The sequence below is a fragment of the Streptomyces sp. NPDC059255 genome, from assembly GCF_042752355.1.
Classification (GTDB): Bacteria; Actinomycetota; Actinomycetes; order Streptomycetales; family Streptomycetaceae; genus Streptomyces.
The window spans coordinates 108,893-130,386 of record NZ_JBHYZP010000027.1 but is presented as its reverse complement, the minus strand read 5'-3'; the positions used below and the strand labels follow the sequence as shown (position 1 = coordinate 130,386).

Annotated in this window: 23 protein-coding genes and 1 pseudogene; 16 read left to right on the top strand and 8 right to left on the bottom strand. The window is 70.6% G+C overall.

Annotated elements, in window-relative coordinates:
• Positions 1 to 102: 102 nt before the first annotated feature.
• A complete protein-coding gene (gene ffh / locus ACFXKG_RS27685) occupies positions 103 to 1,659 on the top strand; it encodes a signal recognition particle protein (protein ID WP_384844574.1) in 1,557 nt (518 codons plus the stop codon).
• A 152-nt stretch (positions 1,660 to 1,811) separates the two neighbouring features.
• On the opposite strand, the gene ACFXKG_RS27680 is transcribed toward ffh, so the two are convergent.
• From ACFXKG_RS27680 to ACFXKG_RS27645, 8 genes are all read right to left on the bottom strand, one after another.
• The gene (locus tag ACFXKG_RS27680) at positions 1,812 to 2,993 is read right to left on the bottom strand and encodes an alanine racemase (protein WP_384844571.1); all 1,182 of its coding nucleotides are present in this window, start codon (positions 2,991 to 2,993) and stop codon (positions 1,812 to 1,814) included.
• A 3-nt stretch (positions 2,994 to 2,996) separates the two neighbouring features.
• Positions 2,997 to 4,109, bottom strand: coding sequence for an aminotransferase class V-fold PLP-dependent enzyme (locus ACFXKG_RS27675; protein ID WP_384844568.1), 1,113 nt, complete (start codon positions 4,107 to 4,109; stop codon positions 2,997 to 2,999).
• A 1-nt stretch (position 4,110) separates the two neighbouring features.
• Positions 4,111 to 5,193 carry a phosphotriesterase gene (locus ACFXKG_RS27670; protein WP_384844565.1) on the bottom strand — a complete coding sequence of 361 codons (1,083 nt, stop codon included), beginning with the start codon at positions 5,191 to 5,193 and terminating at the stop codon, positions 4,111 to 4,113.
• 49 nt (positions 5,194 to 5,242) lie between these two features.
• Positions 5,243 to 6,613, bottom strand: coding sequence for a YhfT family protein (locus tag ACFXKG_RS27665; RefSeq protein WP_384844561.1), 1,371 nt, complete (start codon positions 6,611 to 6,613; stop codon positions 5,243 to 5,245).
• Positions 6,614 to 6,650: 37 nt separating this feature from the next.
• Entirely contained in the window at positions 6,651 to 7,007 is a 357-nt protein-coding gene (locus tag ACFXKG_RS27660; protein ID WP_384844559.1) for a DUF2620 domain-containing protein, read from the bottom strand.
• Positions 7,004 to 7,411 (bottom strand): transcriptional antiterminator, encoded by a 408-nt coding sequence (locus tag ACFXKG_RS27655; protein WP_384844556.1) that lies wholly within the window; start codon positions 7,409 to 7,411, stop codon positions 7,004 to 7,006. Before ACFXKG_RS27655 ends, ACFXKG_RS27660 begins: the two co-directional genes overlap by 4 nt.
• A 108-nt stretch (positions 7,412 to 7,519) precedes the next feature.
• On the bottom strand, positions 7,520 to 8,458 hold the full coding sequence (gene yhfZ / locus ACFXKG_RS27650; protein WP_384844553.1) for a GntR family transcriptional regulator YhfZ: 939 nt from the start codon (positions 8,456 to 8,458) through the stop codon (positions 7,520 to 7,522).
• Between the two features lie 106 nt (positions 8,459 to 8,564).
• A complete protein-coding gene (locus tag ACFXKG_RS27645; protein ID WP_384844550.1) occupies positions 8,565 to 9,458 on the bottom strand; it encodes a class I SAM-dependent methyltransferase in 894 nt (297 codons plus the stop codon).
• A 538-nt stretch (positions 9,459 to 9,996) separates the two neighbouring features.
• On the opposite strand from ACFXKG_RS27645, the gene ACFXKG_RS27640 reads away from it, so the two are divergent.
• The 15 genes and pseudogenes from ACFXKG_RS27640 (at position 9,997) to dprA (ending at position 21,448) form a co-directional block, all read left to right on the top strand.
• Positions 9,997 to 10,590 (top strand): hypothetical protein, encoded by a 594-nt coding sequence (locus tag ACFXKG_RS27640; protein WP_365814109.1) that lies wholly within the window; start codon positions 9,997 to 9,999, stop codon positions 10,588 to 10,590.
• Positions 10,591 to 10,859: 269 nt separating this feature from the next.
• Entirely contained in the window at positions 10,860 to 11,300 is a 441-nt protein-coding gene (rpsP, locus tag ACFXKG_RS27635) for a 30S ribosomal protein S16 (RefSeq protein ID WP_365814110.1), read from the top strand.
• A 2-nt stretch (positions 11,301 to 11,302) separates the two neighbouring features.
• Positions 11,303 to 11,542, top strand: a complete 240-nt coding sequence (locus tag ACFXKG_RS27630; RefSeq protein ID WP_329823028.1) for an RNA-binding protein — start codon at positions 11,303 to 11,305, stop codon at positions 11,540 to 11,542.
• A gap of 216 nt (positions 11,543 to 11,758) precedes the next feature.
• Entirely contained in the window at positions 11,759 to 12,316 is a 558-nt protein-coding gene (gene rimM, locus ACFXKG_RS27625; RefSeq protein WP_384844545.1) for a ribosome maturation factor RimM, read from the top strand.
• Entirely contained in the window at positions 12,313 to 13,134 is an 822-nt protein-coding gene (gene trmD, locus ACFXKG_RS27620) for a tRNA (guanosine(37)-N1)-methyltransferase TrmD (RefSeq protein WP_384844542.1), read from the top strand. The genes rimM and trmD overlap by 4 nt, the downstream gene beginning before the upstream one ends.
• A gap of 128 nt (positions 13,135 to 13,262) precedes the next feature.
• Entirely contained in the window at positions 13,263 to 13,613 is a 351-nt protein-coding gene (rplS, locus tag ACFXKG_RS27615; RefSeq protein WP_365814113.1) for a 50S ribosomal protein L19, read from the top strand.
• Between the two features lie 94 nt (positions 13,614 to 13,707).
• Positions 13,708 to 14,502 (top strand): signal peptidase I, encoded by a 795-nt coding sequence (gene lepB, locus ACFXKG_RS27610; protein ID WP_384844538.1) that lies wholly within the window; start codon positions 13,708 to 13,710, stop codon positions 14,500 to 14,502.
• Positions 14,495 to 15,575 (top strand): annotated as a pseudogene (gene lepB, locus ACFXKG_RS27605) (signal peptidase I); the annotation flags it as partial. The gene lepB (ACFXKG_RS27610) and the pseudogene lepB (ACFXKG_RS27605), both read left to right, overlap by 8 nt.
• Entirely contained in the window at positions 15,481 to 16,401 is a 921-nt protein-coding gene (lepB, locus tag ACFXKG_RS27600; RefSeq protein WP_384844535.1) for a signal peptidase I, read from the top strand. The pseudogene lepB (ACFXKG_RS27605) and the gene lepB (ACFXKG_RS27600), both read left to right, overlap by 95 nt.
• 43 nt (positions 16,402 to 16,444) lie before the next feature.
• Complete coding sequence (lepB, locus tag ACFXKG_RS27595) at positions 16,445 to 17,206, top strand: signal peptidase I (protein ID WP_384844532.1); 762 nt, start codon at positions 16,445 to 16,447, stop codon at positions 17,204 to 17,206.
• Complete coding sequence (locus ACFXKG_RS27590; RefSeq protein WP_384844529.1) at positions 17,196 to 17,717, top strand: NUDIX hydrolase; 522 nt, start codon at positions 17,196 to 17,198, stop codon at positions 17,715 to 17,717. The genes lepB (ACFXKG_RS27595) and ACFXKG_RS27590 overlap by 11 nt, the downstream gene beginning before the upstream one ends.
• 54 nt (positions 17,718 to 17,771) lie before the next feature.
• Positions 17,772 to 18,080 carry a DUF2469 domain-containing protein gene (locus ACFXKG_RS27585; protein ID WP_014675276.1) on the top strand — a complete coding sequence of 103 codons (309 nt, stop codon included), beginning with the start codon at positions 17,772 to 17,774 and terminating at the stop codon, positions 18,078 to 18,080.
• Positions 18,081 to 18,273: 193 nt separating this feature from the next.
• Positions 18,274 to 18,651 carry a YraN family protein gene (locus ACFXKG_RS27580; protein WP_384844524.1) on the top strand — a complete coding sequence of 126 codons (378 nt, stop codon included), beginning with the start codon at positions 18,274 to 18,276 and terminating at the stop codon, positions 18,649 to 18,651.
• Positions 18,651 to 20,276: a YifB family Mg chelatase-like AAA ATPase gene (locus ACFXKG_RS27575; RefSeq protein WP_384844521.1), complete on the top strand. Its 1,626-nt coding sequence runs from the start codon at positions 18,651 to 18,653 to the stop codon at positions 20,274 to 20,276. The genes ACFXKG_RS27580 and ACFXKG_RS27575 overlap by 1 nt, the downstream gene beginning before the upstream one ends.
• Positions 20,273 to 21,448 carry a DNA-processing protein DprA gene (dprA, locus tag ACFXKG_RS27570; RefSeq protein WP_384844518.1) on the top strand — a complete coding sequence of 392 codons (1,176 nt, stop codon included), beginning with the start codon at positions 20,273 to 20,275 and terminating at the stop codon, positions 21,446 to 21,448. Before ACFXKG_RS27575 ends, dprA begins: the two co-directional genes overlap by 4 nt.
• Positions 21,449 to 21,494: the final 46 nt, after the last annotated feature.

Sequence of the window (21,494 nt, the reverse complement as noted above, 5' to 3'; positions counted from 1 at the left end):
CAGACCCCACCGCGCGAGGCCGGATACCCTGGGGGACGGTCTGTCCTTCACCGCACGGGACAGCCCCCTCATCCGCTCCCGACCTGAGGATCCGCGACCGCCGTGTTCGACACTCTCTCCGACCGCCTCGCAGCCACGTTCAAGAGCCTCCGGGGCAAAGGGCGCCTCAGCCCGGAGGACATCGACGCCACGGCCCGCGAGATCCGTATCGCCCTGCTCGAAGCCGACGTGGCGCTGCCCGTCGTCCGCGCCTTCATCGCCAAGGTCAAGGAGCGCGCGGCCGGAGCCGAGGTCTCCCAGGCGCTGAACCCGGCACAGCAGGTCGTCAAGATCGTCAACGAGGAACTGGTCGGCATCCTCGGCGGTGAGACCCGCGTCCTGCGCTTCGCGAAGCAGCCGCCGACCGTGATCATGCTGGCGGGTCTGCAGGGCGCCGGTAAGACCACCCTGGCCGGAAAGCTCGGCCTCTGGCTCAAGGGCCAGGGCCACACCCCGCTGCTCGTCGCCTGTGACCTCCAGCGCCCCAACGCCGTCACCCAGCTCTCCGTCGTCGCCGACCGCGCGGGCGTCGCGGTGTACGCGCCGGAGCCGGGCAACGGCGTCGGCGACCCGGTCAAGGTCGCCAGGGACTCGGTCGAGTACGCGCGGACCAAGCAGCACGACGTGGTCATCGTCGACACCGCGGGGCGCCTCGGTATCGACGAGGAGCTGATGAAGCAGGCCGCGGACATCCGCGACGCCGTCAGCCCCGACGAGGTCCTCTTCGTCGTGGACGCGATGATCGGCCAGGACGCCGTCAACACTGCGGAGGCGTTCCGCGACGGCGTCGGCTTCGACGGTGTGGTGCTTTCCAAGCTCGACGGCGACGCCCGCGGCGGTGCGGCCCTCTCCATCGCGCATGTCACCGGCAAGCAGATCATGTTCGCCTCCAACGGCGAGAAGCTCGACGAGTTCGACGCGTTCCACCCCGACCGGATGGCGTCCCGCATCCTCGACATGGGTGACCTGCTCACCCTCATCGAGCAGGCGGAGAAGACGTTCAGCCAGGCCGAGGCCGAGAAGATGGCCTCCAAGCTGGCGAGCAGCAAGGGCGGGAAGGACTTCACGCTCGACGACTTCCTGGCGCAGATGGAGCAGGTCAGGAAGATGGGTTCCATCTCCAAGCTGCTCGGCATGCTGCCCGGGATGGGACAGATCAAGGACCAGATCAACAACATCGACGAGAAGGACGTGGACCGCACGGCCGCGATCATCAAGTCGATGACCCCGGCCGAGCGCCAGGACCCGGTCATCATCAACGGCTCGCGGCGGGCCCGTATCGCCCGGGGTTCCGGTGTCGAGGTCAGCGCGGTGAAGAACCTCGTGGAGCGGTTCTTCGATGCGCGCAAGATGATGTCGAAGATGGCGCAGGGCGGCGGCATGCCGGGCATGCCGGGTGTCCCGGGCATGGGCGGCGGCCCCGGCCGTACGAAGAAGAAGACCAAGCAGGCCAAGGGCAAGCAGCGCTCCGGCAACCCGATGAAGCGCAAGGCCGAGGAGCAGGCGGCGCTGGCGCGGCGCGAGGAAGCGGCGCAGTCGGGCAGCGCGTTCGGACTGCCCGCAGGCGGCCAGGACAAGAACTTCGAACTGCCTGACGAGTTCAAGAAGTTCATGGGCTAGCCGTCCGTGTACGGAGGGCGGTGGGGCTCCGGCGGTGGTCGGCGCACCACCGCCCGAGCTGTCGGTGACGGTCGTGGTCATGACGGCCCTGCCTGGCACGCTCCTGTTCATGGCGGTCCTGCCCGGGACGCTCTTGCTCAGGACGGTCCTGTTCACAGGCCGGCTCCTCCGAGGGCCCGGCCCCGTGCGTCGTACAGCCCTGTCAGCCGGGGCTTTCCGTCGCTGAGACCGGCGACGACCGCGACGGTCGAGCGCGTGACGAAAATCTGCGTACGGAACGCCAGGACGGCGGTGTCCCCGACTCCGACCCCGCCCGATCCCGGGGCGGGCGGGTCCAGCAGCCGGTAGTAGTCGATGTACTCCGCGGGGGCGTCGCCCACCCGGAGGCGCAGCCCCGTGCGGGGCAGCAGGGCGGAGCGGACACCGCCCCTGGCGTAGAACCCGCCACCGAAGAGCGCGGGCCGGCCGTCCGCGAGCGTGTGGGCCACCTCGGTGACGTACACATAGGCGGGCCGTTCCGGCGGGTGTGCATCCGCCGCGTGCAGCGGCGTGGTGCCGGTGAGGGCGTGGCCCGGCTCTCCATGGGTGGCGCCCAGCCGGGCCAGCAGGGGCAGCGTCGCCACGGAGGTCGCGCCCGGGGCACTGAGGCCCAGCCCCTGATGACCACGTGCGGTCAGCACCTCACGGGCTTCGAGGGCGCGCCCGAAGGTGGCCGTCGGCGCCGGCCGTCCCGTGTCCGGGGCGCACACCACGCAGGGGAACGCCGTCACTCCGGCGATCCGGACCGACGGCAGCCGCTCGACCGCGGCGGCGAAGCGGTCCAGGGCGGCCGGCGGTACGCCGCCCTCCTGGCCCGGATGGCCGGACCCGGCCGCCGCCTCGATCCGTACGAACACGTCCTGGACGAGGCCGAGCCGGCCCGCCGCCTCCGAGACGGCCCGCGCGTTGGCGAGGTCGAAGACCGTGACCGCCTCGGGCCGCCAGGCCAGCATCTCGGGCAGCGCGCGACGCGGGATCTGCACGAGATGGCCCAGGTTGCCCGCCCCGGCCCCCGCCGCGTGCAGCGTCCTGGCCTCGTCCGGGTCGATCGCGGCGAACCGGGGGATGTGCCGGACGACCGCCCGGACCAGCGCGGGGTTGCGGCCGAACTGCTTGGCCACGAACCAGAGCGAGAGCCCCAGCCGCTCCGCCTCGGCGGCCAGCAGCGCCGCGTTGGCCGCCACGGCGTCGGCGTCCATGACGTAGGTGTCGGGCGGGACGGCGCCCGAGGCGTGCAGCGCGGTCGCCGCGTCGACGAGCGCGGGGTTGCGGGTGAGGACGGTGTCCAGGAACACGGGTCAGCCCTTCAGGTCGTGCAGCGAACGGCGGAGGATCTCGATCACCAGGTCCGCGCCCGCCCGCATGGGGTTGATCCGTACGGTCCAGTCGGCGAGTTCGGGAGCGTCGTCGAGCGACGAGGCGGACATCCGGTGGACGAGCGGGGCGATCTCGTAGCGGGAGTCGGAACCCACGGGATACGGCGCGGCTCCGTACCGCGCGGCGACGGCGGGCAGTTGACGGGCCACAGGGCGGTCGAGCCGTACCAGCAGGCAGCGGTCCTGCGCGTTGGCGATCCGTACCTCCGCGACGCCCGGCACCTCGCCGGCGCCGAGACGTGCCGCGACCTCGGCGGACACCAGGGACTGGAGTGCCCACATGACAGGCACATGGGTGAGGGCGCGCAGCGCCTCCAGCGCTTGGGAGCCCTGGACCTGGCCGCCGCCCGAGTAGTTGTCGGCGCGGATCCGGCCGACGAGATCATGGGCGCCGACGACGGCGCCCACGCCCTCCGGGCCGTGCAGCTTGAAGAGGGAGAAGCAGGACGCGTCCGCGCCGAGCTGGACACCGCAGGCGGGCACGCGCAGCACCGCGTAGTTGTCGTCCACGACCGTGCGCACCCCTGCGGCGCGGCAGGCCGCCAGCACCTCGCCCGGGTCGTAGGAGTCCCCGAGCCGCTGCCGGCTGTGCTGGACGAACGCCCAGGTGAGGCCGGTGGATGCCAGGGACTGCCGGAGGTCCGTACGGTCGTTGAAGTCGGCTTCGGCGGTACGGACGCCGAGTCCGCGCAGGGTGACGGCCGTCGTCCGGTAGACCGGAGCCCGGTGGATCAGCAGCGGATCGCCGGGGGAGACGGCCGCCTGGAGCGCGGCCCGGATCGCGCCAGTACCGGCCCCCTGCACCAGCGCGGCCTCCTCGGCGCCGAACCAGTCGGCGAGAACGGCTTCGACCCGTGCCGTCGTACGGGGCCGGCCGAGCCCGGTCACCACACCGGCGTCCGCCTCGAAGAGCTGGGGTCCCTCGAAGTGGGCGGCGGTGTGCTCCAGCAGCCGGAACTGGAGCCGGACGGCGTCCTCCAACGTGATCGTGGGCAGCGGGAAGGTCCGGGGAAGCGGTGGAGGCAGTGGAGGCATCTCAGATCTCCTCGGCGTCGGTATCGGCGTCGGCGGCGCGGGCGGTGCCCGCGGTGCCTGTGGTGCCTGTGGCGCGGGCGGTGTCGGTGTCGGTCGAGGTGCCCCCGCGCGCCTCCCCGTCCGTGTCGGCGCCGGTCAGGAAACGCAGCGGGTTGCGGCGTGTCACCAGGTCGATCAGGCCGTCGTCCACCCCCGCCGCGCGCGCTGCCGGCAGAAAGGAGTGGAAGAGATGTCCGTACCCCTGGCCGCCCTCCGCCGTCAGATAGCTGTGGCGGGAGATGTCGCAGCTCAGCAGGGCCCGGTCGGCGTGCCCCGCCTCCAGCAGGGCCAGCAGCAGCCGTAGGCGGGTGTCGTCGCTCTGGTAGCGCTCCTTGCCGACGGTGTCGAACGCGACGTACGCGCCGCTTGCGGCGAGCTCCCGGTGGGTTCCCGGATCGTCCAGCAGGTCCTGGTGGCCGATCGAGATCCGGTACGGGGGAAGCCCCGTACCGGCGAGCAACTCCAGTTGGGCGAGCCCGCCCCGGCCGAACTGGGCGTGGGTGGCGAGCGACAGACCGGTGGCGCGCGCGGCATGGGCCGAGGCGAGCAGCGCCCGGCTCTCGCGCCCGCTCGGCCGGTCGCCGTGGCTGCCGATCTCCCCGAGCACGCCGGGTCGGACACCGCTTGCGCCGATGCCCTCCTCGATCTCCCGCACCAGGATCTCCGTGAGCTGTGCGACGCTCGCCTCCGCCGTCTCCCGGGGGTGGAACGGCTCGTAGTACCAGCCGGTGGCGGCGACCACGGCGACGCCGGACTCCTCGGCGATACGCACCAGGGCGCGCGGATCGCGGCCCATGCCCCGGCAGGTCAGCTCGATGACGAGGGCGAGCCCGAACTCGGCTGACAACGCGGTCAGTTCGGCGACGACCGCGGACCGGTGGCGCCAGGCGTCGAGCACGGCCCCGCCGTCGCCCGCACGGTCGAGATCGAGCACGAGATGCTCGTGGGCGAGCGCCGGACCGCGCACGGCGGAGACGGGCAGCGGCCCGGCGACCGTGGTGAGACACGGGGTGATGGAGGATGGATCGAGGAGCGGGGAGTGCATGGGTACGGGTGCCTTCCGGACGGGGCCGTCCGCGCCGGGACGCCGGGGGTCAGCTCTTCAGCGGCGTGAACAGGTCGAGCCAGTGGAGGACGTTGAGCAGGACGCCGCCGACGACGACCGCGGCGGGCGCTGCCGCCATCCGCACTACCGGTCTGCCCATCGCCTCGTTGAGGAGGTAGAGCCCGCCGACGACGAGGATCGCCGGTCCGCCGCCCATCACATGCGCCGCGAGCAGGGAGCCGAAGAGGATGGCCAGCCCCAGCGTCTCCGTGATCGCGGCCCGCAGATGCTCGGAAGAGTCGCGCACGCTCGGAAGCTTGCCGAGGACCCTTCCGATGGAGGAGAGCGCCAGCACTTCGAGCGCGAAGACCACGGCGCCGGCAACTGCAGCGAGGAACGGATTCGGCAGCACATAGCCGAGGGGATACACGAGCGTGAATCCGGCTGTGCCGTACGCGCCGGAGGCGAGCGCGGTCGTCGCGATCAGCGGGATGAAGCCGAACATCCGGTAGAAGTCGACCTGGGCGGCCTCGCTGTACTGGCCCTTGGCGATCAGGAAGCTGGTGGCCTCCCCGCCGCCGAATATATGCATCTGCGCAAGGACGCAGACCCCGGCGCCCAGCACCATGAAGAGCGGCAGATGGCGGCGCAGCCGCAGGGCGCTGCCGCTGAAGAGTGAGGCCATCGGGTCGCTCCCGGAGTCTTCCCGCGGCTGCCCCTGGGCCGGATCCTGCGCTTGCCCCAGCTCCCGCGCCCGTTGCTGCTCCTGCTTCCGCTGGAGCAGGTCCTTCCTGACGGCGAATGCGATGAGCAGCAGCACCCCCGCCGCCATCGCGAGGGAACCCGCGAAGATCTTCGGCCAGAGCTTCATCGTCATGAGGACCAGGGCCAGTTCCAGCGCGGCGGCGAGGCCGCCGCGCAGCCGTCCGAACTGCTTGGTGATGGCGAGCACCGGAAAGAGCGTGAACAGGAAGAGGATCGGCGTCGACATCTGCTGCATCGCGGTCAGGAAGTCGACGGGCAGATCGTGCGCCAGGTCGTTGGCGCCGCCGAGACCGAAGACGACCACCGCACCCCAGGTGCCGCCCAGCAGCGGCGCTGCCCACTTCCGGGGCGCGAGGATGCCCAGAATGTCGGTGGGAAGAAAGAGCAGCCAGGGATTGAGGACACCGCTGGCGAGGGCCATGGGCGCACCGAGGCCGAAGATGAAGCCCGCGGAGAGCCCGAAGGACACCGCCGTGGTGGCGGAACGCTTGGCGCGCCCCTGGATGAAGTCGAGCATGAAGGGACGTACGCCGTCGTTGAAGACAGCCAGCGCCAGGTGTGAGACGAAGGCGGTCAGCGCGCACAGCGCTATGACGAACAGTTGCTGCGTCAGTGAGAGATTCAGACGCGTACTCGCTGCGAGGATGGTGTGCACAGGGTGGTCTCCTCCGCGGTCCGGCAGGTCGTCGGGGTCAGCCGTGCGCGACGATCGCGTGGGCCATGAGCGGGGCGACCACGTCGATCCGGTCGAGGGCGAACCCGAAGACCTTTCTGCCGTCCGAGAGCAGCGCGGCCACCTGTTCCCGCGTCGGGACGGAGCGGCCGAAGGTGTGGCAGACGGGGCTGCCCAGTAACCCGACGAGAAGGCCGAGCGAGGCACCGGCCCCCGTGTGACAGGTGCCCAGGTAGTAGTCGGCCTGGCCGGCCCGGAGCTTCATGGCGGCGTCCATGTCGTTGGAGACCGTGATCTCCAGGCCGTCGAGGCCGAGCCGGGAGAGGGTGTCCGCGACCTCGGTCTTCCCGATGCCGCCGGTGAGGATCTTCGTCATGACGGGGTCCTTCGCTGTGACGAGTGGTGCCGGGCAGGTGAGTTCTGGGCCAGCAAGGCGAGGTGCAGGCCCAGGAAGTTGACTTCTGAGCTGGGCAGCGGGGCGCCGAGTGCTTGTTCGGCCCGTATCGCCACGGCACGTGCTCTGGCGACCGCCTCGGGATGTCCGGCCAGTTCGGCCGCGACCTGTTCGTCGGTGCCGAAGGCCTCGACCGGCTCGCCGTTCAGAAGCCGGGTGAGCGCCGCCATCAGGTGGCTGGTGAGCAGCCCCGCCGTGTCCTCGGTGACGGTGAGCCCCTCGGCGGCCAGGGAGTTCAGCTCGGCCGCGACGAACGCGACGACCTGGGGATCTGCCTGGTCTGTCTCGCGGAAAAGCTGGATGCGCAGGGCCAGTTGGCTGTCCATGGAGCTCCTTTCGTGATGAGCACGATAAATCCAGTAACCAGAATTTTGTATTTTGAAGCGGTGCGGCCTGACGGGAGCACTCGCCGGGCTCGGGGGCGGCTGGGGAGGTCAGTACGAAGGGGTGCGCTCTCCCCGCAGCACCTCGGCCTGGAGGGCGGTGACGACGGACAGGTCGAGAGATCCGCGTACGGCGCCGAGTGCCCCGGCCCCTTCGGCTCTGCCGATGATCGCCGCGCTGGAGTTGCGCAGTGACAGGTCGCGGGTGACCTCGTCGCCGAGCGGCAGGACGTCCACGCCCGTGCCGAGCAGGCCCTGCGCCTCGTCCAGGTTCCAGACGGTGGCGTCCGCGCCGCCGTGCTCGAACAGCTCACGGAGTTGCATGTACGAGGCTTCGATCCACTTGATGTCGTCCCGCCCCGCGAATGTGCGCTCCGCGAGTATGCGCTGGTCCTCCGAGGTGTGGTCGACCGCGACGCGCAGTCCCGGACTCGCCAGGTCCGAGCCGTGCCGCAGCAGTATGCCGTGCGCCCCGGCATAGGTGATCGGGCCGAGGTCCGCGACGAGTTCGACCGGATACTCCTCGATCAGCCGGTCGGCCGCGAAGCGGGAGAGCACCACGAGATCGACCTTGCCTTCGAGCAGCGTGGTGGTACGGGCGCCGGCGCCACGTATGAAGGTGATCGCGAAAGGCGCCCCCGCCTCCTCGAACGCGGAGCGCAGTCCGGTGGCCAGCCCCTCGTAACGACGGGAGTACGGCAGTGGCATGGCGGCGAGCAGCGTGCCGAGCCCGGAGAGCCGCCAGAGCGTAGAGCGGTCGGACCGGACGAGGAACGTGCCGAGGTGGCCCCGCGCCGTCGTCGCGATGGCTTCGGCATCCTCCAGGAGCTGGAGCGCCGCCTGCACCGTGCCGTTCCCCACGCCCAGCTCCACGGCGAAGTCCCGGACGCGCGGAAGCCGGGTGTCCGGCTCGTGGTTCAGCAGGAGAACCGCGAGCTGCCGGGCCGCGAGGCCGTTGCGGGTCAGGAAGCGCTCGTCGAAGTCTGTCACGGAAATAACAGTAAACAGGATTCTGGATATTGACAAGGCTTCCCCGACACCCTGGCGTCTCCACGCCATTTCGCGTCTCGCGGCGAGCCGTCGTCACCGCCCGCAGTCAGGGCGTGCGGGCGATCAGGTACCGGAAGACGTTCGGCATCCAGACCGTGCCGTCCCGCCGCAGGTGCGGATGGAGCGCCTCGCCGATCTCCTTCTCCACCTGCCGCTGGTCCGTCGCCCGGATCGCGCCGTCGAACACCCCGGTCGACAGCAGTCCGCGCACCGCGCTCTCCTGGTCCGCGTACCCGAACGGGCAGGCCACCCGCCCCGAACCGTCCGGTTTCAGCCCGGCTCGCGCCGCGACATCCTCCAGATCGTCCCGGTGTGCGGGGCGACGGGCCCCCTTGCGCAGCCGGTCGGCCAGTCGGCCCGCGACCCGCAGCACCGCGTCCGTCGCGCAGCGCTCCGGCGGCCCCCAGCCGGCCAGCACCACCGGAGTGCCGTGCCCGGCCAGCGGTATGGCTGTTCTGAGGGCGGGATCGAGCCCTTTCGCGTCACCCGCCACGGAGCCGATCGGCTGAAAGGCGGTGATCAGGTCGTACCCGGGCCGGTCCGGTCCTGTCGTGGCGTCGGCCATGCGGTCGGCGGGGAGCAGTGTCCCGCTCCCGGTGCCGTCCGGCCGGCGCGGCGCTCCGCCCCGTCCGTCCTCCGTGAACAGCCGCTCGCGGGCCAGGGCCAGCCGCTCCCGGTCCGCCTCGACGCCGGTCACCCGCGCGCCCCGTGCGGTGGCCAGCAGCAGTGCGAGCCCCGAGCCGCAGCCGAGACCGAGCACCCGGGTCCCGGCGCGGACCTCCAGACGCTCGTACACCGCTTCGTAGAGCGGCACCAGCATCCGTTCCTGGATCTCGGCCCAGTCGCGGGCGCGCGTGCGGGCTTCGGACGGCGCCGGGTGCGCCGGGTCCGCGGTCGTGCCCGAAGGGAGCTGAGGGTGCTGGGCGAGCGTACGTGTCATGGATAGCGCCCCAATCCGCCGAGAGGTCGTTCGTACCCTGATTGACAGCCCCCCTGTACGTGCGAGCACACATCCCCCGTATGTCAGGGAACTCCCCATCCGTGCCCACGTCCAGTGGGTGACGGGCAAAGCGTGCGTGCCCCCGGCGTACGCCCCCGCGTGGATGGCCGATTCCTTTTCCCGGCTCCGGAACGGGTACCAGGATCTGAGCAGGACGGTCGCGCGGGCCGACGGTGGAGTGGCGCGCGGTCCGGCCCCGATTGAGCCATTCGGGGCAGTAGGGCCCCGCGGGGGCGGTGCGGGAAGAAGGTGCCCGTCCCGGTACTCTCGCCGTCGTGCGTGGGGGTAGACGTAGATCGTCTACGCGTCGATGCGTATCCGACGCTACGTACCACCTTGGTGCGAGCTGTGAGCCTTCTCCGCAGATCTGCGCACCCGCCCTCGTCAGGACGCATCAACGGCAACTGACGGGTACGTGCAAATTATTTGTGATGCCCCGTAATGGAACCCGGGAGGGATCCGGCTCGTTGTTCACGACGTGAGCACGACACCACCTGTTCTCGCCGCAGAGCTGGCACAGGCGTGGGCCGACATTCAGCGGTCCCACCCCGAGCTGCCGGATCTTGCCGCGCCAGAGTCCCTGATCGGAGAGTCGTCGTCCGCCTGCGGCGCCGAACTCTCTTTCGAACGACTGCTTCACGAAGCGGTCCACGGCATCGCCGCGGCCAGAGGTGTCCGCGACACCTCCCGCGCGGGCCGCTACCACAACCGCCGATTCCTTGCGATCGCCGAGGAGATGGGCCTCGACCACCCCGAGGAGCCGCATCCCAGCAGCGGGTTCTCCCTGGTCTCGCTCAGCCCCGAGGCGAAGCGCCGGTACCGCCCCACCATCGAGCGGCTCCAGCGCGCCCTCAAGGCGCACACGGTCGCGACGGCCGCCGACACCAAGCGCAGCTTCCGCGGCCCGGCCGCCCGGCACGGCTCCTCCGGCGGTGGCGTGCGGGTCAAAGCGGTCTGCGACTGCGGCCGGAACGTGCGCGTCGTCCCGTCCGTCCTCGCCCAGGCCCCGATCGTCTGCGGAGGCTGCGGCAAACCCTTCCGCATTCCGGAAGTGGTCGCCGCCGCGAGCTAGACCCCGTCCCCGGCGGCCACGCGCCGCCGCGGGCCGACGGCTCGTAACGCGGCACGGCCCCGTTCACGCACGGGGCCGGAGCCGTACGCCGTACCCCGGCCGGGTCACCCCCGGCGCCGGGGGTGTGGCAGAATGGCCAGCCGTACTCGACAGTCGCACAGGACCCCTCTCTCCTCCGGCTGACGCGTCCATCGGGCAGATCGGGTACCGCAACCCCACGCGGCATCCCGTTGTGCCCAACCACGTCAAGACCAGGAGACACCACTCCAGTGGCAGTCAAGATCAAGCTGAAGCGTCTGGGTAAGATCCGTTCGCCTCACTACCGCATCATCGTCGCCGACTCCCGTACCCGCCGTGACGGCCGGGCCATCGAGGAGATCGGTCTGTACCACCCGGTGCAGAACCCCTCGCGCATCGAGGTCGACTCGGACCGCGCGCGTTACTGGCTGTCCGTCGGCGCCCAGCCGACCGAGCCGGTTCTCGCGATCCTCAAGCTCACCGGCGACTGGCAGGCGCACAAGGGCCTCCCGGCCCCCGCGCCGCTGCTCCAGCCGGAGCCGAAGGCCGACAAGCGCGCCCTCTTCGAGGCCGCTGCCAAGGACGCCGGCGACGAGCCCAAGGGCGAGGCCATCACGCAGAAGGCCAAGAAGTCCGACAAGAAGGCCGACGAGGCCGAGTCCTCGGCCGCCGCCGAGTCGACCGGGGCCTGAGCATGCTCGAGGAGGCTCTCGAGCACCTCGTGAAGGGCATTGTCGACAACCCGGACGAAGTGCAGGTCGCCTCGCGCAATCTGCGTCGCGGCCGTGTGCTGGAGGTCCGGGTGCACCCGGACGACCTCGGCAAGGTGATCGGCCGCAACGGCCGCACCGCGCGTGCTCTGCGGACGGTCGTGGGCGCCCTCGGCGGCCGTGGCATCCGCGTCGACCTCGTCGACGTGGACCAGGTCCGCTGACACACCAGAACAGCCGGCACGGGCCGGGAAGGGCCACAGCCCTTCCCGGCCCGTGCTGTTCAGCCCCGTGCTGTTCAGCCCCGTGCTGTTCAGCCCCGTGCTGTTCAGCCCCGTGCTGTTCCGTAGTGACACAACCATCAATTGAGCAAGCGCAACGGCGAGCGACCACCTCCGCGGGAGCGCCGGCGGCTCAGCCACACAAAGGGCGGATCGGCAGTGCAGTTGGTAGTCGGGCGGATCGGCCGCGCCCACGGCATCAAGGGTGAGGTCACCGTCGAGGTGCGTACGGACGAGCCCGAGCTGCGGCTCGGCCCCGGCGCCGTCCTCGCCACGGAACCGGCCTCGGCGGGGCCCCTGACCATCGAGGCGGGCCGCGTGCACAGCGGCAGGCTGCTGCTGCGCTTCGCGGGCGTACGCGACCGTACGGGCGCCGAGGCGCTCCGTAACGTCCTGCTGATCGCCGAGGTCGACCCGGAGGAACTTCCCGAGGACCCCGAGGAGTTCTACGACCATCAGCTGATGGACCTGGACGTCGTCCTGGCCGACGGTACGGAGGTCGGCCGGATCACCGAGATCTCGCATCTGCCCTCGCAGGACCTGTTCATCGTGGAACGCCCCGACGGCAGCGAGGTGATGATCCCCTTCGTCGAGGAGATCGTCACCGAGATCGACCTGGCGGAGCAGCGGGCCGTGATCGACCCGCCGCCCGGGCTGATCGACGACCGCGCGGAGATCGTGCCCGGCGTATCCGGTGGAGAGGCCGAGGACCGATGAGGATCGATGTCCTCACGATCTTCCCGGAGTACCTGGAGCCGCTGAACGTCTCACTCGTCGGCAAGGCCCGGGCACGCGGACGCCTCGACGTGCACGTGCGCGACCTGCGTGAGTGGACGTACGACCGGCACAACACGGTCGACGACACCCCCTACGGCGGCGGTCCGGGCATGGTCATGAAGACCGGTCCCTGGGGTGACGCCCTAGACGAGACGCTCGCCGACGGCTACGAGGCGGGCGCGTACGGCCCCGTCCTGGTCGTTCCCACGCCCAGCGGCCGCCCCTTCACCCAGAAGCTCGCCGTGGAGCTCTCGGAGCGTCCCTGGCTGCTCTTCGCACCCGCCCGCTACGAGGGCATCGACCGCCGGGTCATCGACGAGTACGCGACGCGGATCCCCGTCGTCGAGGTGTCCATCGGCGACTACGTACTGGCCGGCGGCGAGGCCGCGGTCCTGGTGATCACGGAGGCCGTGGCCCGGCTGCTGCCCGGTGTCCTCGGCAACGCCGAGTCGCACCGCGACGACTCGTTCGCCCCCGGCGCCATGGCCGACCTGCTGGAGGGCCCCGTCTACACCAAGCCGCCCGAGTGGCGCGGACGCGGCATCCCGGACGTCCTGCTCAGTGGCCACCACGGGAAGATCGCGCGGTGGCGCCGCGACGAGGCGTTCCGCCGTACGGCGCTCAACCGGCCCGATCTGATCGAGCGCTGCGACCCCGCGGCCTTCGACAAGAAGGACCGGGAGACGCTCTCCATCCTCGGCTGGGCGCCGGAGCCCGGTGGCCGATTTTGGCGCAGGCCCGGCGACGTGGAAGAATAGGCCGCTGCTGTACGTCCGGCGTACGCCCCTGCCACAGGGGGACCGACGTCCGCCCGACGCGAACGGCACTCAACACTCTCCCGATCATCCGCTGATGACCTGTGGCATCAGCGAGGAAGCAGACCTTCATGGCCAGCCTGCTCGACTCCGTCGACGCCGCGTCGCTCCGCAGCGACCTCCCCGCTTTCCGCCCCGGTGACACGGTGAACGTGCACGTACGGGTCATCGAGGGCAACCGCTCCCGTATCCAGCAGTTCAAGGGTGTCGTCATCCGCCGCCAGGGTTCGGGCGTCCGCGAGACCTTCACGGTCCGCAAGGTCTCGTTCTCCGTCGGCGTCGAGCGCACCTTCCCGGTGCACAGCCCGATCTTCGAGAAGATCGAGCTGGTCAGCCGCGGTGACGTCCGCCGCGCCAAGCTGTACTACCTCCGTGAGCTGCGCGGCAAGGCCGCGAAGATCAAGGAGAAGCGCGACCGCTGAGCCCCCACGGCCGCGAGCGGGATACTTCTCACGCCCACGGCCGGGACTCTTCTCACGCCAGGTGTACAGGGCCGCCGGATAAGATCTGGCCCCGATGGACACCGAAGCACAGCACGAGAAGCGCGACCGCTCTTCCGACACCCCCGCGGGGGCGGAAGAGCGGTCGCGCTTCTCGCGTTCTCCCTGGTCCGCCAGGAGCGAGGGGGCCAGGGAGAGTTCATGGCTCTCCTGGCGCCGTACGGGGCTTCTCGGCCTGGTCTGCACGGTCTTCCTGCTGCTCTTCAGCACGTTCGTGCTCCAGCCGTTTCTGATCCCCAGTGGCTCGATGGAGCCCACCCTCCATGTCGGAGATCGCGTGCTCGTCAACAAGTTGGCGTACCGTTTCGGTACCGAGCCGCAGCGTGGTGATGTGATCGTCTTCGACGGCACCGGGTCCTTCGTACAGGAGCCGGCGCGTGAGAACCCCGTCACCGGGCTGCTGCACGGGGCGGCCGCGGCCCTCGGACTCGCCGAGCCCGCCGAGACCGATTTCGTCAAGCGCGTGGTCGGTGTGGGGGGTGACCGTGTGGTCTGCTGCGACAAGGGGGGCAGGGTCGAAGTGAACGGCCGGGCCGTCGACGAGCGGTATCTGCACGCCGGTGACACACCCTCCCGTGTGCCCTTCGACATCGTCGTGCCCGAGGGAACCCTGTGGGTGATGGGCGATCATCGCAGTAATTCGCGTGACTCCCGGGATCATCTCGGAGAGCCGGGAGGCGGGATGGTGCCCGTGGAGAGAGTGATCGGAAGGGCGGACTGGATCGGCTGGCCCACGGGCCGCTGGTCGGGCCTGGAGCCCACTGACGCCTTCACGGAGGTTCCGGGGCCGGGGAGCGGTGCCCATGGGTAAGCGCGGACGCCCGGCGAATCACGGGTACGACACCAGACTGCCGACCGGCTCCAGGCCCACCACGGGACGGGCACTGCCGGGCCGGGCGGAGCGGCGCAAGCTCGCCAAGAAGGTGAAGCGACGGCGCAGCCGGTCCGCGGCCAAGGAGATTCCGCTACTGATCACGGTGGCGCTGCTGATCGCCGTCGTTCTCAAGACGTTCCTGGTACAGGCCTTCGTGATCCCCTCGGGATCCATGGAGCAGACGATCAGGATCAGCGACCGGGTACTGGTGGACAAGCTCACCCCTTGGTTCGGGTCCAAGCCGCAGCGGGGCGATGTCGTGGTCTTCAAGGACCCCGGCAACTGGCTCCAGGACGAGCAACCCCCGCCGGACAACTCCCCGGTGGTGGTCAAGCAGCTCAAGGAAGGGCTGTCCGCCATCGGACTGCTGCCGTCGGCCGACGACAAGGACCTGATCAAGCGCGTCGTCGCGGTGGGCGGCGACACCGTCAAGTGCTGCGACGTCAACGGCAAGGTGACGGTCAACGGCATGCCCCTCACCGAGCAGTACCTGAACCCCGGCAATGCGCCCTCGACCATTCCCTTCGAGGTGCAGGTCCCCGTGGGGCGCATCTTCGTCATGGGTGATCACCGCTCCAATTCGGCCGATTCACGCTTCCATCTCCAGGAGGAGTACAACGGGACGGTCTCCGAGGCGGGAGTCGTGGGCCGCGCGGTGGTCATCGCCTGGCCGCTCGACCACTGGAGCGGGCTGGAGCAGCGGTCGACCTTCGCTTCCGTACCCGACGCGCGTGCCGCGCCGACGACGGCGACGGGACCGTCGAATAGTCTGTCGTCCCAGGATCGAAACGGATTGGTCCGGCTCCCGACCCCTGCGGAACTCCCGCTCGTTATGGGAGTGGTGGGCCTGTCCCTCCTCCGGGGCAGGCGATCACACAGAGTATTCGCGCGGAGTAAGGAGTGGATGTGGGGGATGTGGCGGTCGGCGCACGATCCGGACACGACGATCCCGAGGAGGGACGCGAGCAGCTCGCCGAGTCGCCCGAAGCCGTGACGGACAAGCCGGCGGAGCAGCGGGGCGACAGCGGGGACGGGCCGGACGGAGACGGTGCGACGGCGCCGAGGAAGCCGCGTTCCTTCTGGAAGGAACTGCCCCTCTTGATCGGGATCGCGCTTCTGCTGGCCTTCCTGATCAAGGCTTTTCTGGTCCAGGCGTTCTCGATCCCCTCGGACTCGATGCAGGACACCCTGCAGCGCGGTGACCGGGTGCTGGTGGACAAGCTCACGCCGTGGTTCGGTGCCGAACCGCAGCGCGGCGAGGTGGTCGTCTTCAACGACCCGGGCGGCTGGCTGGACGGCGCCGAGACCCCCGAGCCGAACGCGGTGCAGTGGTTCCTCGGCCAGATCGGCCTGATGCCTTCTTCCGACGAGAAGGACCTGATCAAGCGGGTCATCGCGGTCGGCGGCGACACGGTTGAATGCAAAAAGGGCGAAAAGGTCCATGTCAACGGCCAGGCGCTGAACGAGACGGACTACATCTACCCCGGCAACACACCGTGCGACGACGAGCCGTTCGGCCCGATCAAGGTGCCCAAGGACAGCATCTGGGTGATGGGCGACCACCGGCAGAATTCGCTGGACTCCCGCTATCACCAGGAGCTTCCCGGCAACGGCACGGTCCTGAACAAGGACGTCGTGGGCCGTGCGGTCGTCGTCGCCTGGCCGGTCAACCGCTGGTCCCTGCTGCCGGTGCCCGACACGTTCGACCAGTCGGGGCTGAGCGCCGCGGCCTCCGTCGCGACGGCCGCCACACCCGGGGCGCTCGCTCTGGTCGGAGCCGTTCCGATCGTGCTGTGGCGCAGAAGGAGGCTGACCCGCCGGAGTACCGCCGGGTAGGGTGCCGTCCCAGATCGTTCTCCGAACCGGGGGGAGTGCTGGGATGAGCACAACAGAACGTAGGAACAGCGGCCACGGTCGGCTCGGCAGCGTGCTGTCGGGGCTGGCCGTGGCCGTCGGCTGTGTGCTCTTTCTCGGAGGGTTCGTCTGGGCCGCGGTCGAATACCGGCCCTACACCGTGCCCACCAATTCGATGGACCCGACCGTGAAGGCGGGGGACCGGGTGCTGGCCCAGCGGATCTCCGGCGGCGACGTGCGCCGCGGGGACGTGGTCGTCTTCAGGGACTCCGAGTGGGGCGACCTGCCGATGGTCAAGCGCGTGGTCGGCATCGGCGGCGACACGGTCGCCTGCTGCGACGCCTCCGGTCGTCTGACGGTCAACGGCAAACCGGTCGAGGAACCGTACGTGCAGGGCATGCTCGGCGGACGCGCTTCCACGACCGACTTCGACGCAACCGTGCCCAAGGGACAGCTCTTTCTGCTCGGCGACGAGCGCAGCGGCTCGCTGGACTCCCGTGTACACCTCCAGGACCCCACACAGGGCTCGGTACCGCGCACGGCCGTGGACGCGCGCGTGGACGCCGTGGCCTGGCCGCTGGGCGGCATGATCGGCCGGCCCGCGGCCTTCGCGGTGATGCCGGGCGGCGTGTCCGCGCCCGGGCCGCTGGAACCGCTTGTGGTGGCCGTGGTGGGCGGCACGTTGCTGATCTTCGGCGGTGCGGCGTACGTGCCGGTCGTGCGGTGGATCTCGCGTCGGCGCCGGAGTGAGCCCCGTGGCGAGGGGGCGTCCGCACATGCCGTCTGACGGCCGGCCCGGGGCGGAGGCGGACACACACCCGGTCAGGAAGGTGGCGCGGGTGGTGCTGCTCGACCCTGATGACCGCATCCTGCTGCTGCACGGATACGAGCCGGACCATCCCGACCGGCAATGGTGGTTCACGCCCGGCGGGGGCCTGGAGGGCGGCGAGAGCCGGGAGGAGGCCGCGCTGCGCGAGCTGGCAGAGGAGACGGGGATCACACGGGCGGAGCTGGGGCCTGTGCTCTGGCGCAGGGTCTGCTCCTTCCCGTTCGACGGCCGGCGCTGGGATCAGGACGAGTGGTACTTCCTGGCACGTACGGCGCAGACCGAGGCCGCTCTCGGCGACCTCACCGACCTGGAGCGACGCAGCGTCGCGGGGCTGAGGTGGTGGACCTCCGCCGAACTGTCGGCGGCGCGTGAGACGGTGTATCCGACCAGGCTCGCCGAGCTGCTGCGCACGTTGCTCGACGAGGGTCCCCCGGGCACGCCGGTAGACCTCGCGCCCGAGCACGTCTAGCGGCGCGGGGGCCGGAGCACAATAGGGGCACGTACGGCTGAAGGGGAACATGCCATGAGCGCCGAGGACCTCGAAAAGTACGAGACCGAGATGGAGCTGAAGCTCTACCGGGAGTACCGCGATGTCGTCGGTCTGTTCAAATACGTGATCGAGACCGAGCGTCGTTTCTATCTCACCAACGACTACGAGATGCAGGTGCACTCGGTTCAGGGTGAGGTTTTTTTCGAGGTCACGATGGCGGATGCGTGGGTCTGGGACATGTACCGGCCGGCCAGGTTTGTCAAACAGGTGCGGGTCCTCACGTTCAAGGACGTGAATATCGAGGAGCTGAACAAGAGCGATCTCGAACTGCCCGGCGGCTGAGACGCGCGAGTCGTCCCGTCGTCGGCGCTGCTCCGTGCCGTGCCGCTTCGTCCGGGGCTGATCATTCGGAACTGATTATTCGGAACTGATCACTCTGACGGGTGAGCGAGTTATCCACATCCCATAGGTTTTCCACCAAGATCCACTCGTATCGGGAGATCGCGTCAGAGTCGGTGCCGGAGGTGGTGCCGAGATGAACGCGACGGGGGCACTCGGAAGGTACGGCGAGAATCTGGCGGCGCGGCGGCTGGTCGATGCGGGGATGATCGTGCTGGCCCGCAACTGGCGGTGCGGCAGGACGGGCGAGATCGACATCGTCGCCCAGGACAACGACACGCGGGGCCGGGAGACGCTGGTCGTCTGTGAGGTGAAGACCCGCAGGGCGGGTTCGTTCGAACATCCGATGGCGGCGGTCACACCGGAGAAGGCCGACCGGCTGCGGCGGCTGGCCGCCTGCTGGCTGGACCGTCATGGCGGTCCGCCGCCCGGCGGCGTACGGATCGACCTGATCGGTGTGGTGCTGCCCCGGCGGGGCGCCCCCGAGGTCGAGCACGCACGGGGGGTGGCCTGATGGGGTTCGCACGCGCGTGTTCGGTCGCGCTGGTGGGTGTCGAGGGCGTGGTCGTCGAGGTCCAGGCCGATCTGGAGCCCGGTGTGGCCGCCTTCACCCTGGTCGGGCTCCCGGACAAGAGCCTGGTGGAGAGCCGCGACCGGGTGAGGGCCGCTGTCGTCAATTCCGGCGCGGAGTGGCCGCAGAAGAAGCTCACGGTCGGGCTCAGCCCCGCCTCGGTACCCAAGGGCGGCAGCGGCTTCGATCTCGCCGTGGCCTGCTCCGTGCTCGGCGCGGCCGAGCGTATCGATCCCAAGGCCATCGCGGACCTGGTGCTCATCGGAGAGCTGGGCCTGGACGGGCGGGTCCGGCCGGTGCGCGGAGTCCTCCCCGCGGTGCTCGCCGCGGCGGAGGCCGGGTACCACCAGGTCGTCGTCCCCGAGCAGACCGCGGGAGAGGCCTCACTGGTGCCGGGAGTCTCCGTCCTCGGCGTACGGAGCCTGCGCCAGCTCATCGCCGTGCTGACCGGCGAGGCGGTCCCGGAAGAGCCGCAGGAGCCCCGGCAGGGCCGTCCTGACGCCATGCTGGCGGGGCTCATGATGCCCGGAGCCGGAGTGGGCACCGGTCTCGCCGCGTGCGGGCCGGGAGGCGGGCACCGGTCGGACCTCGCGGACGTGGCGGGCCAGACCGCTGCCCGTACGGCGCTGGAGGTGGCCGCGGCGGGCGGACACCATCTGCTGCTCCAAGGGCCGCCGGGCGCGGGGAAGACCATGCTGGCGGAACGGCTGCCCGCCGTTCTGCCGCCGCTGACCAAACAGGAATCCCTGGAGGTCACCGCGGTCCACTCGGTCGCGGGCATCCTCCCGCCGGGCGAACCGCTCGTCCACACACCCCCGTACTGCGCACCGCACCACTCGGCGACCATGCAGTCACTGGTCGGCGGCGGGAACGGGCTGCCACGCCCCGGCGCGGTCTCGCTGGCCCACCGTGGGGTGCTTTTTCTGGACGAAGCGCCGGAATTCTCCGGGCGGGCGCTGGACGCCCTGCGGCAGCCCCTGGAGTCGGGCCATGTGGTCGTGGCGCGCAGCGCGGGGGTGGTGCGGCTGCCGGCGCGCTTCCTGATGGTGCTCGCGGCCAACCCGTGCCCTTGCGGTCGGCACACCCTGAACGGCGCGGGATGCGAGTGCCCGCCCTCGGTGATCCGCCGCTACCAGTCGCGGCTCTCCGGGCCGCTGCTCGACCGGGTCGACCTGCGGGTGAACGTCCAGCCGGTCACCCGGGCGGATCTGCTGGGGCAGGGCGGCCGGGGCGAGTCGACCGCCGCGGTCGCGGCGCGGGTGCAGGAGGCCAGAGCGCGGTCGGCTGCGCGGCTGGACACCACGCCCTGGTCGGTCAACAGTGAGGTACCGGGCCATGAGCTGAGAACCCGCTGGCCGGTCTCCGCCGGAGCGCTGGCCGCCGCGGAACGGGATCTGGAGCGCGGACTGCTCACCGCACGCGGTATCGACCGGATTCTGAGAGTGGCCTGGACGGTCGCGGACCTCGCCGGGTGCGACCGGCCGGAAGCCCGCCACGTGGACCTCGCCCTGGAACTGCGCACCGGCATCGCCCGAGGTGCCGGTGCCGTGGCGGGAGGTGCCTCATGACGCCCGTCAGCCCCCAGGAGCGACTGGCGCGCGCCGCACTCACCCGGATCCTCGAACCGGGAGACGAACAGGCCGGCCACTGGCTGCGCACCTGGGGCGCCGCGGGGCTGCTCGACCTGCTCTCGTCACCGGCCGGAGCCCGGGACGCCGCGCGCGGGCAGCTCACCGGAGCCACCGAGCGCCGGCTCGACGGCTACCGGGCCAGGGCGGCGCGGGCCGTCCCCGAGCGCGATCTCTCTGCGATCACCGCGGTCGGCGGCCGGTTCGTCTGCCCGGGTGACGCGGAGTGGCCCAGCCAGCTCGACGACCTCGGCGCGGCCCGGCCCATTGGCTTGTGGATCCGCGGCCGACCGGATCTGCGGATCTGGTCCCTGCGCTCCGTCGCCGTCGTCGGCGCCCGCGCGTGTACTCCATACGGGGCACATATGGCGGCGAGTCTCGGCTCCGGTCTCGCCGAGCGCGGCTGGGTGGTGACCTCGGGTGCCGCGTTCGGTGTCGACGGCGCGGCCCACCGCGGCGCCCTGTCGGCCGACGGGGCGACCGTGGCCGTCCTCGCCTGCGGCGTCGATGTGGTCTACCCGCCGGGCCACGCCGAACTCGTCAGCCGGATCGCGGAACAGGGCCTGGTCATCGGCGAATTGCCGCCGGGCGACCATCCGACCCGCAGCAGATTCGTGCTGCGCAACCGCGTCATCGCCGCGCTCACCAGAGGCACCGTCGTGGTGGAGGCGGAGTACCGCAGCGGCTCGCTGGTCACGGCGCGCTGCGCCCAGCGGCTGGGGCGGTTCACGATGGGGGTTCCGGGACCCGTCACCAGCGGGCTCTCGGCGGGCGTGCATGAACTGCTGCGCGGTGAAGGCGTGCTGGTCACGGACGCCGCCGAAGTGGCCGAACTCGTCGGGGACATCGGGGAGCTGGCTCCGGCCCGCCGGGGTCCGGTACTCCCCAGGGATCTGCTCGATCCGGTCAGCGCGCGGGTCCTGGAGGCGTTGCCGGCTCGGAGCGCCGCCGACGGGCGGGAGATCGCTCGGGACGCGGGCACGACGACGGACGAGGCACTCGGCAGGCTGTACGAACTCCACTCGTTGGGGTTCGTCGAACGGCACGGCGACCGGTGGCAGTTGGCCTCCCGGACCACACCGGGGACCGCCGCGCGGCGAGGCGGTGCTTGACCGGGGGCATTCGGGTGAAAAGGTGAGAGGGATGATCCTCGTACCG

Excerpts from the sequence above, each read along its gene's own strand:
- ACFXKG_RS27655 (WP_384844556.1), bottom strand. The coding sequence starts at position 7,411 with ATGGACAGCCAACTGGCCCTGCGCATCCAGCTTTTCCGCGAGACAGAC.
- ACFXKG_RS27660 (WP_384844559.1), bottom strand. The coding sequence starts at position 7,007 with ATGACGAAGATCCTCACCGGCGGCATCGGGAAGACCGAGGTCGCGGAC.
- ACFXKG_RS27590 (WP_384844529.1), top strand. The coding sequence starts at position 17,196 with ATGCCGTCTGACGGCCGGCCCGGGGCGGAGGCGGACACACACCCGGTC.
- ACFXKG_RS27630 (WP_329823028.1), top strand. The coding sequence starts at position 11,303 with ATGCTCGAGGAGGCTCTCGAGCACCTCGTGAAGGGCATTGTCGACAAC.
- lepB (WP_384844538.1), top strand. The coding sequence starts at position 13,708 with ATGGACACCGAAGCACAGCACGAGAAGCGCGACCGCTCTTCCGACACC.
- rplS (WP_365814113.1), top strand. The coding sequence starts at position 13,263 with ATGGCCAGCCTGCTCGACTCCGTCGACGCCGCGTCGCTCCGCAGCGAC.
- ACFXKG_RS27670 (WP_384844565.1), bottom strand. The coding sequence starts at position 5,193 with ATGCACTCCCCGCTCCTCGATCCATCCTCCATCACCCCGTGTCTCACC.
- ACFXKG_RS27675 (WP_384844568.1), bottom strand. The coding sequence starts at position 4,109 with ATGCCTCCACTGCCTCCACCGCTTCCCCGGACCTTCCCGCTGCCCACG.
- dprA (WP_384844518.1), top strand. The coding sequence starts at position 20,273 with ATGACGCCCGTCAGCCCCCAGGAGCGACTGGCGCGCGCCGCACTCACC.
- ACFXKG_RS27645 (WP_384844550.1), bottom strand. The coding sequence starts at position 9,458 with ATGACACGTACGCTCGCCCAGCACCCTCAGCTCCCTTCGGGCACGACC.
- trmD (WP_384844542.1), top strand. The coding sequence starts at position 12,313 with ATGAGGATCGATGTCCTCACGATCTTCCCGGAGTACCTGGAGCCGCTG.
- ACFXKG_RS27575 (WP_384844521.1), top strand. The coding sequence starts at position 18,651 with ATGGGGTTCGCACGCGCGTGTTCGGTCGCGCTGGTGGGTGTCGAGGGC.
- ACFXKG_RS27580 (WP_384844524.1), top strand. The coding sequence starts at position 18,274 with ATGAACGCGACGGGGGCACTCGGAAGGTACGGCGAGAATCTGGCGGCG.
- lepB (WP_384844532.1), top strand. The coding sequence starts at position 16,445 with ATGAGCACAACAGAACGTAGGAACAGCGGCCACGGTCGGCTCGGCAGC.
- ACFXKG_RS27585 (WP_014675276.1), top strand. The coding sequence starts at position 17,772 with ATGAGCGCCGAGGACCTCGAAAAGTACGAGACCGAGATGGAGCTGAAG.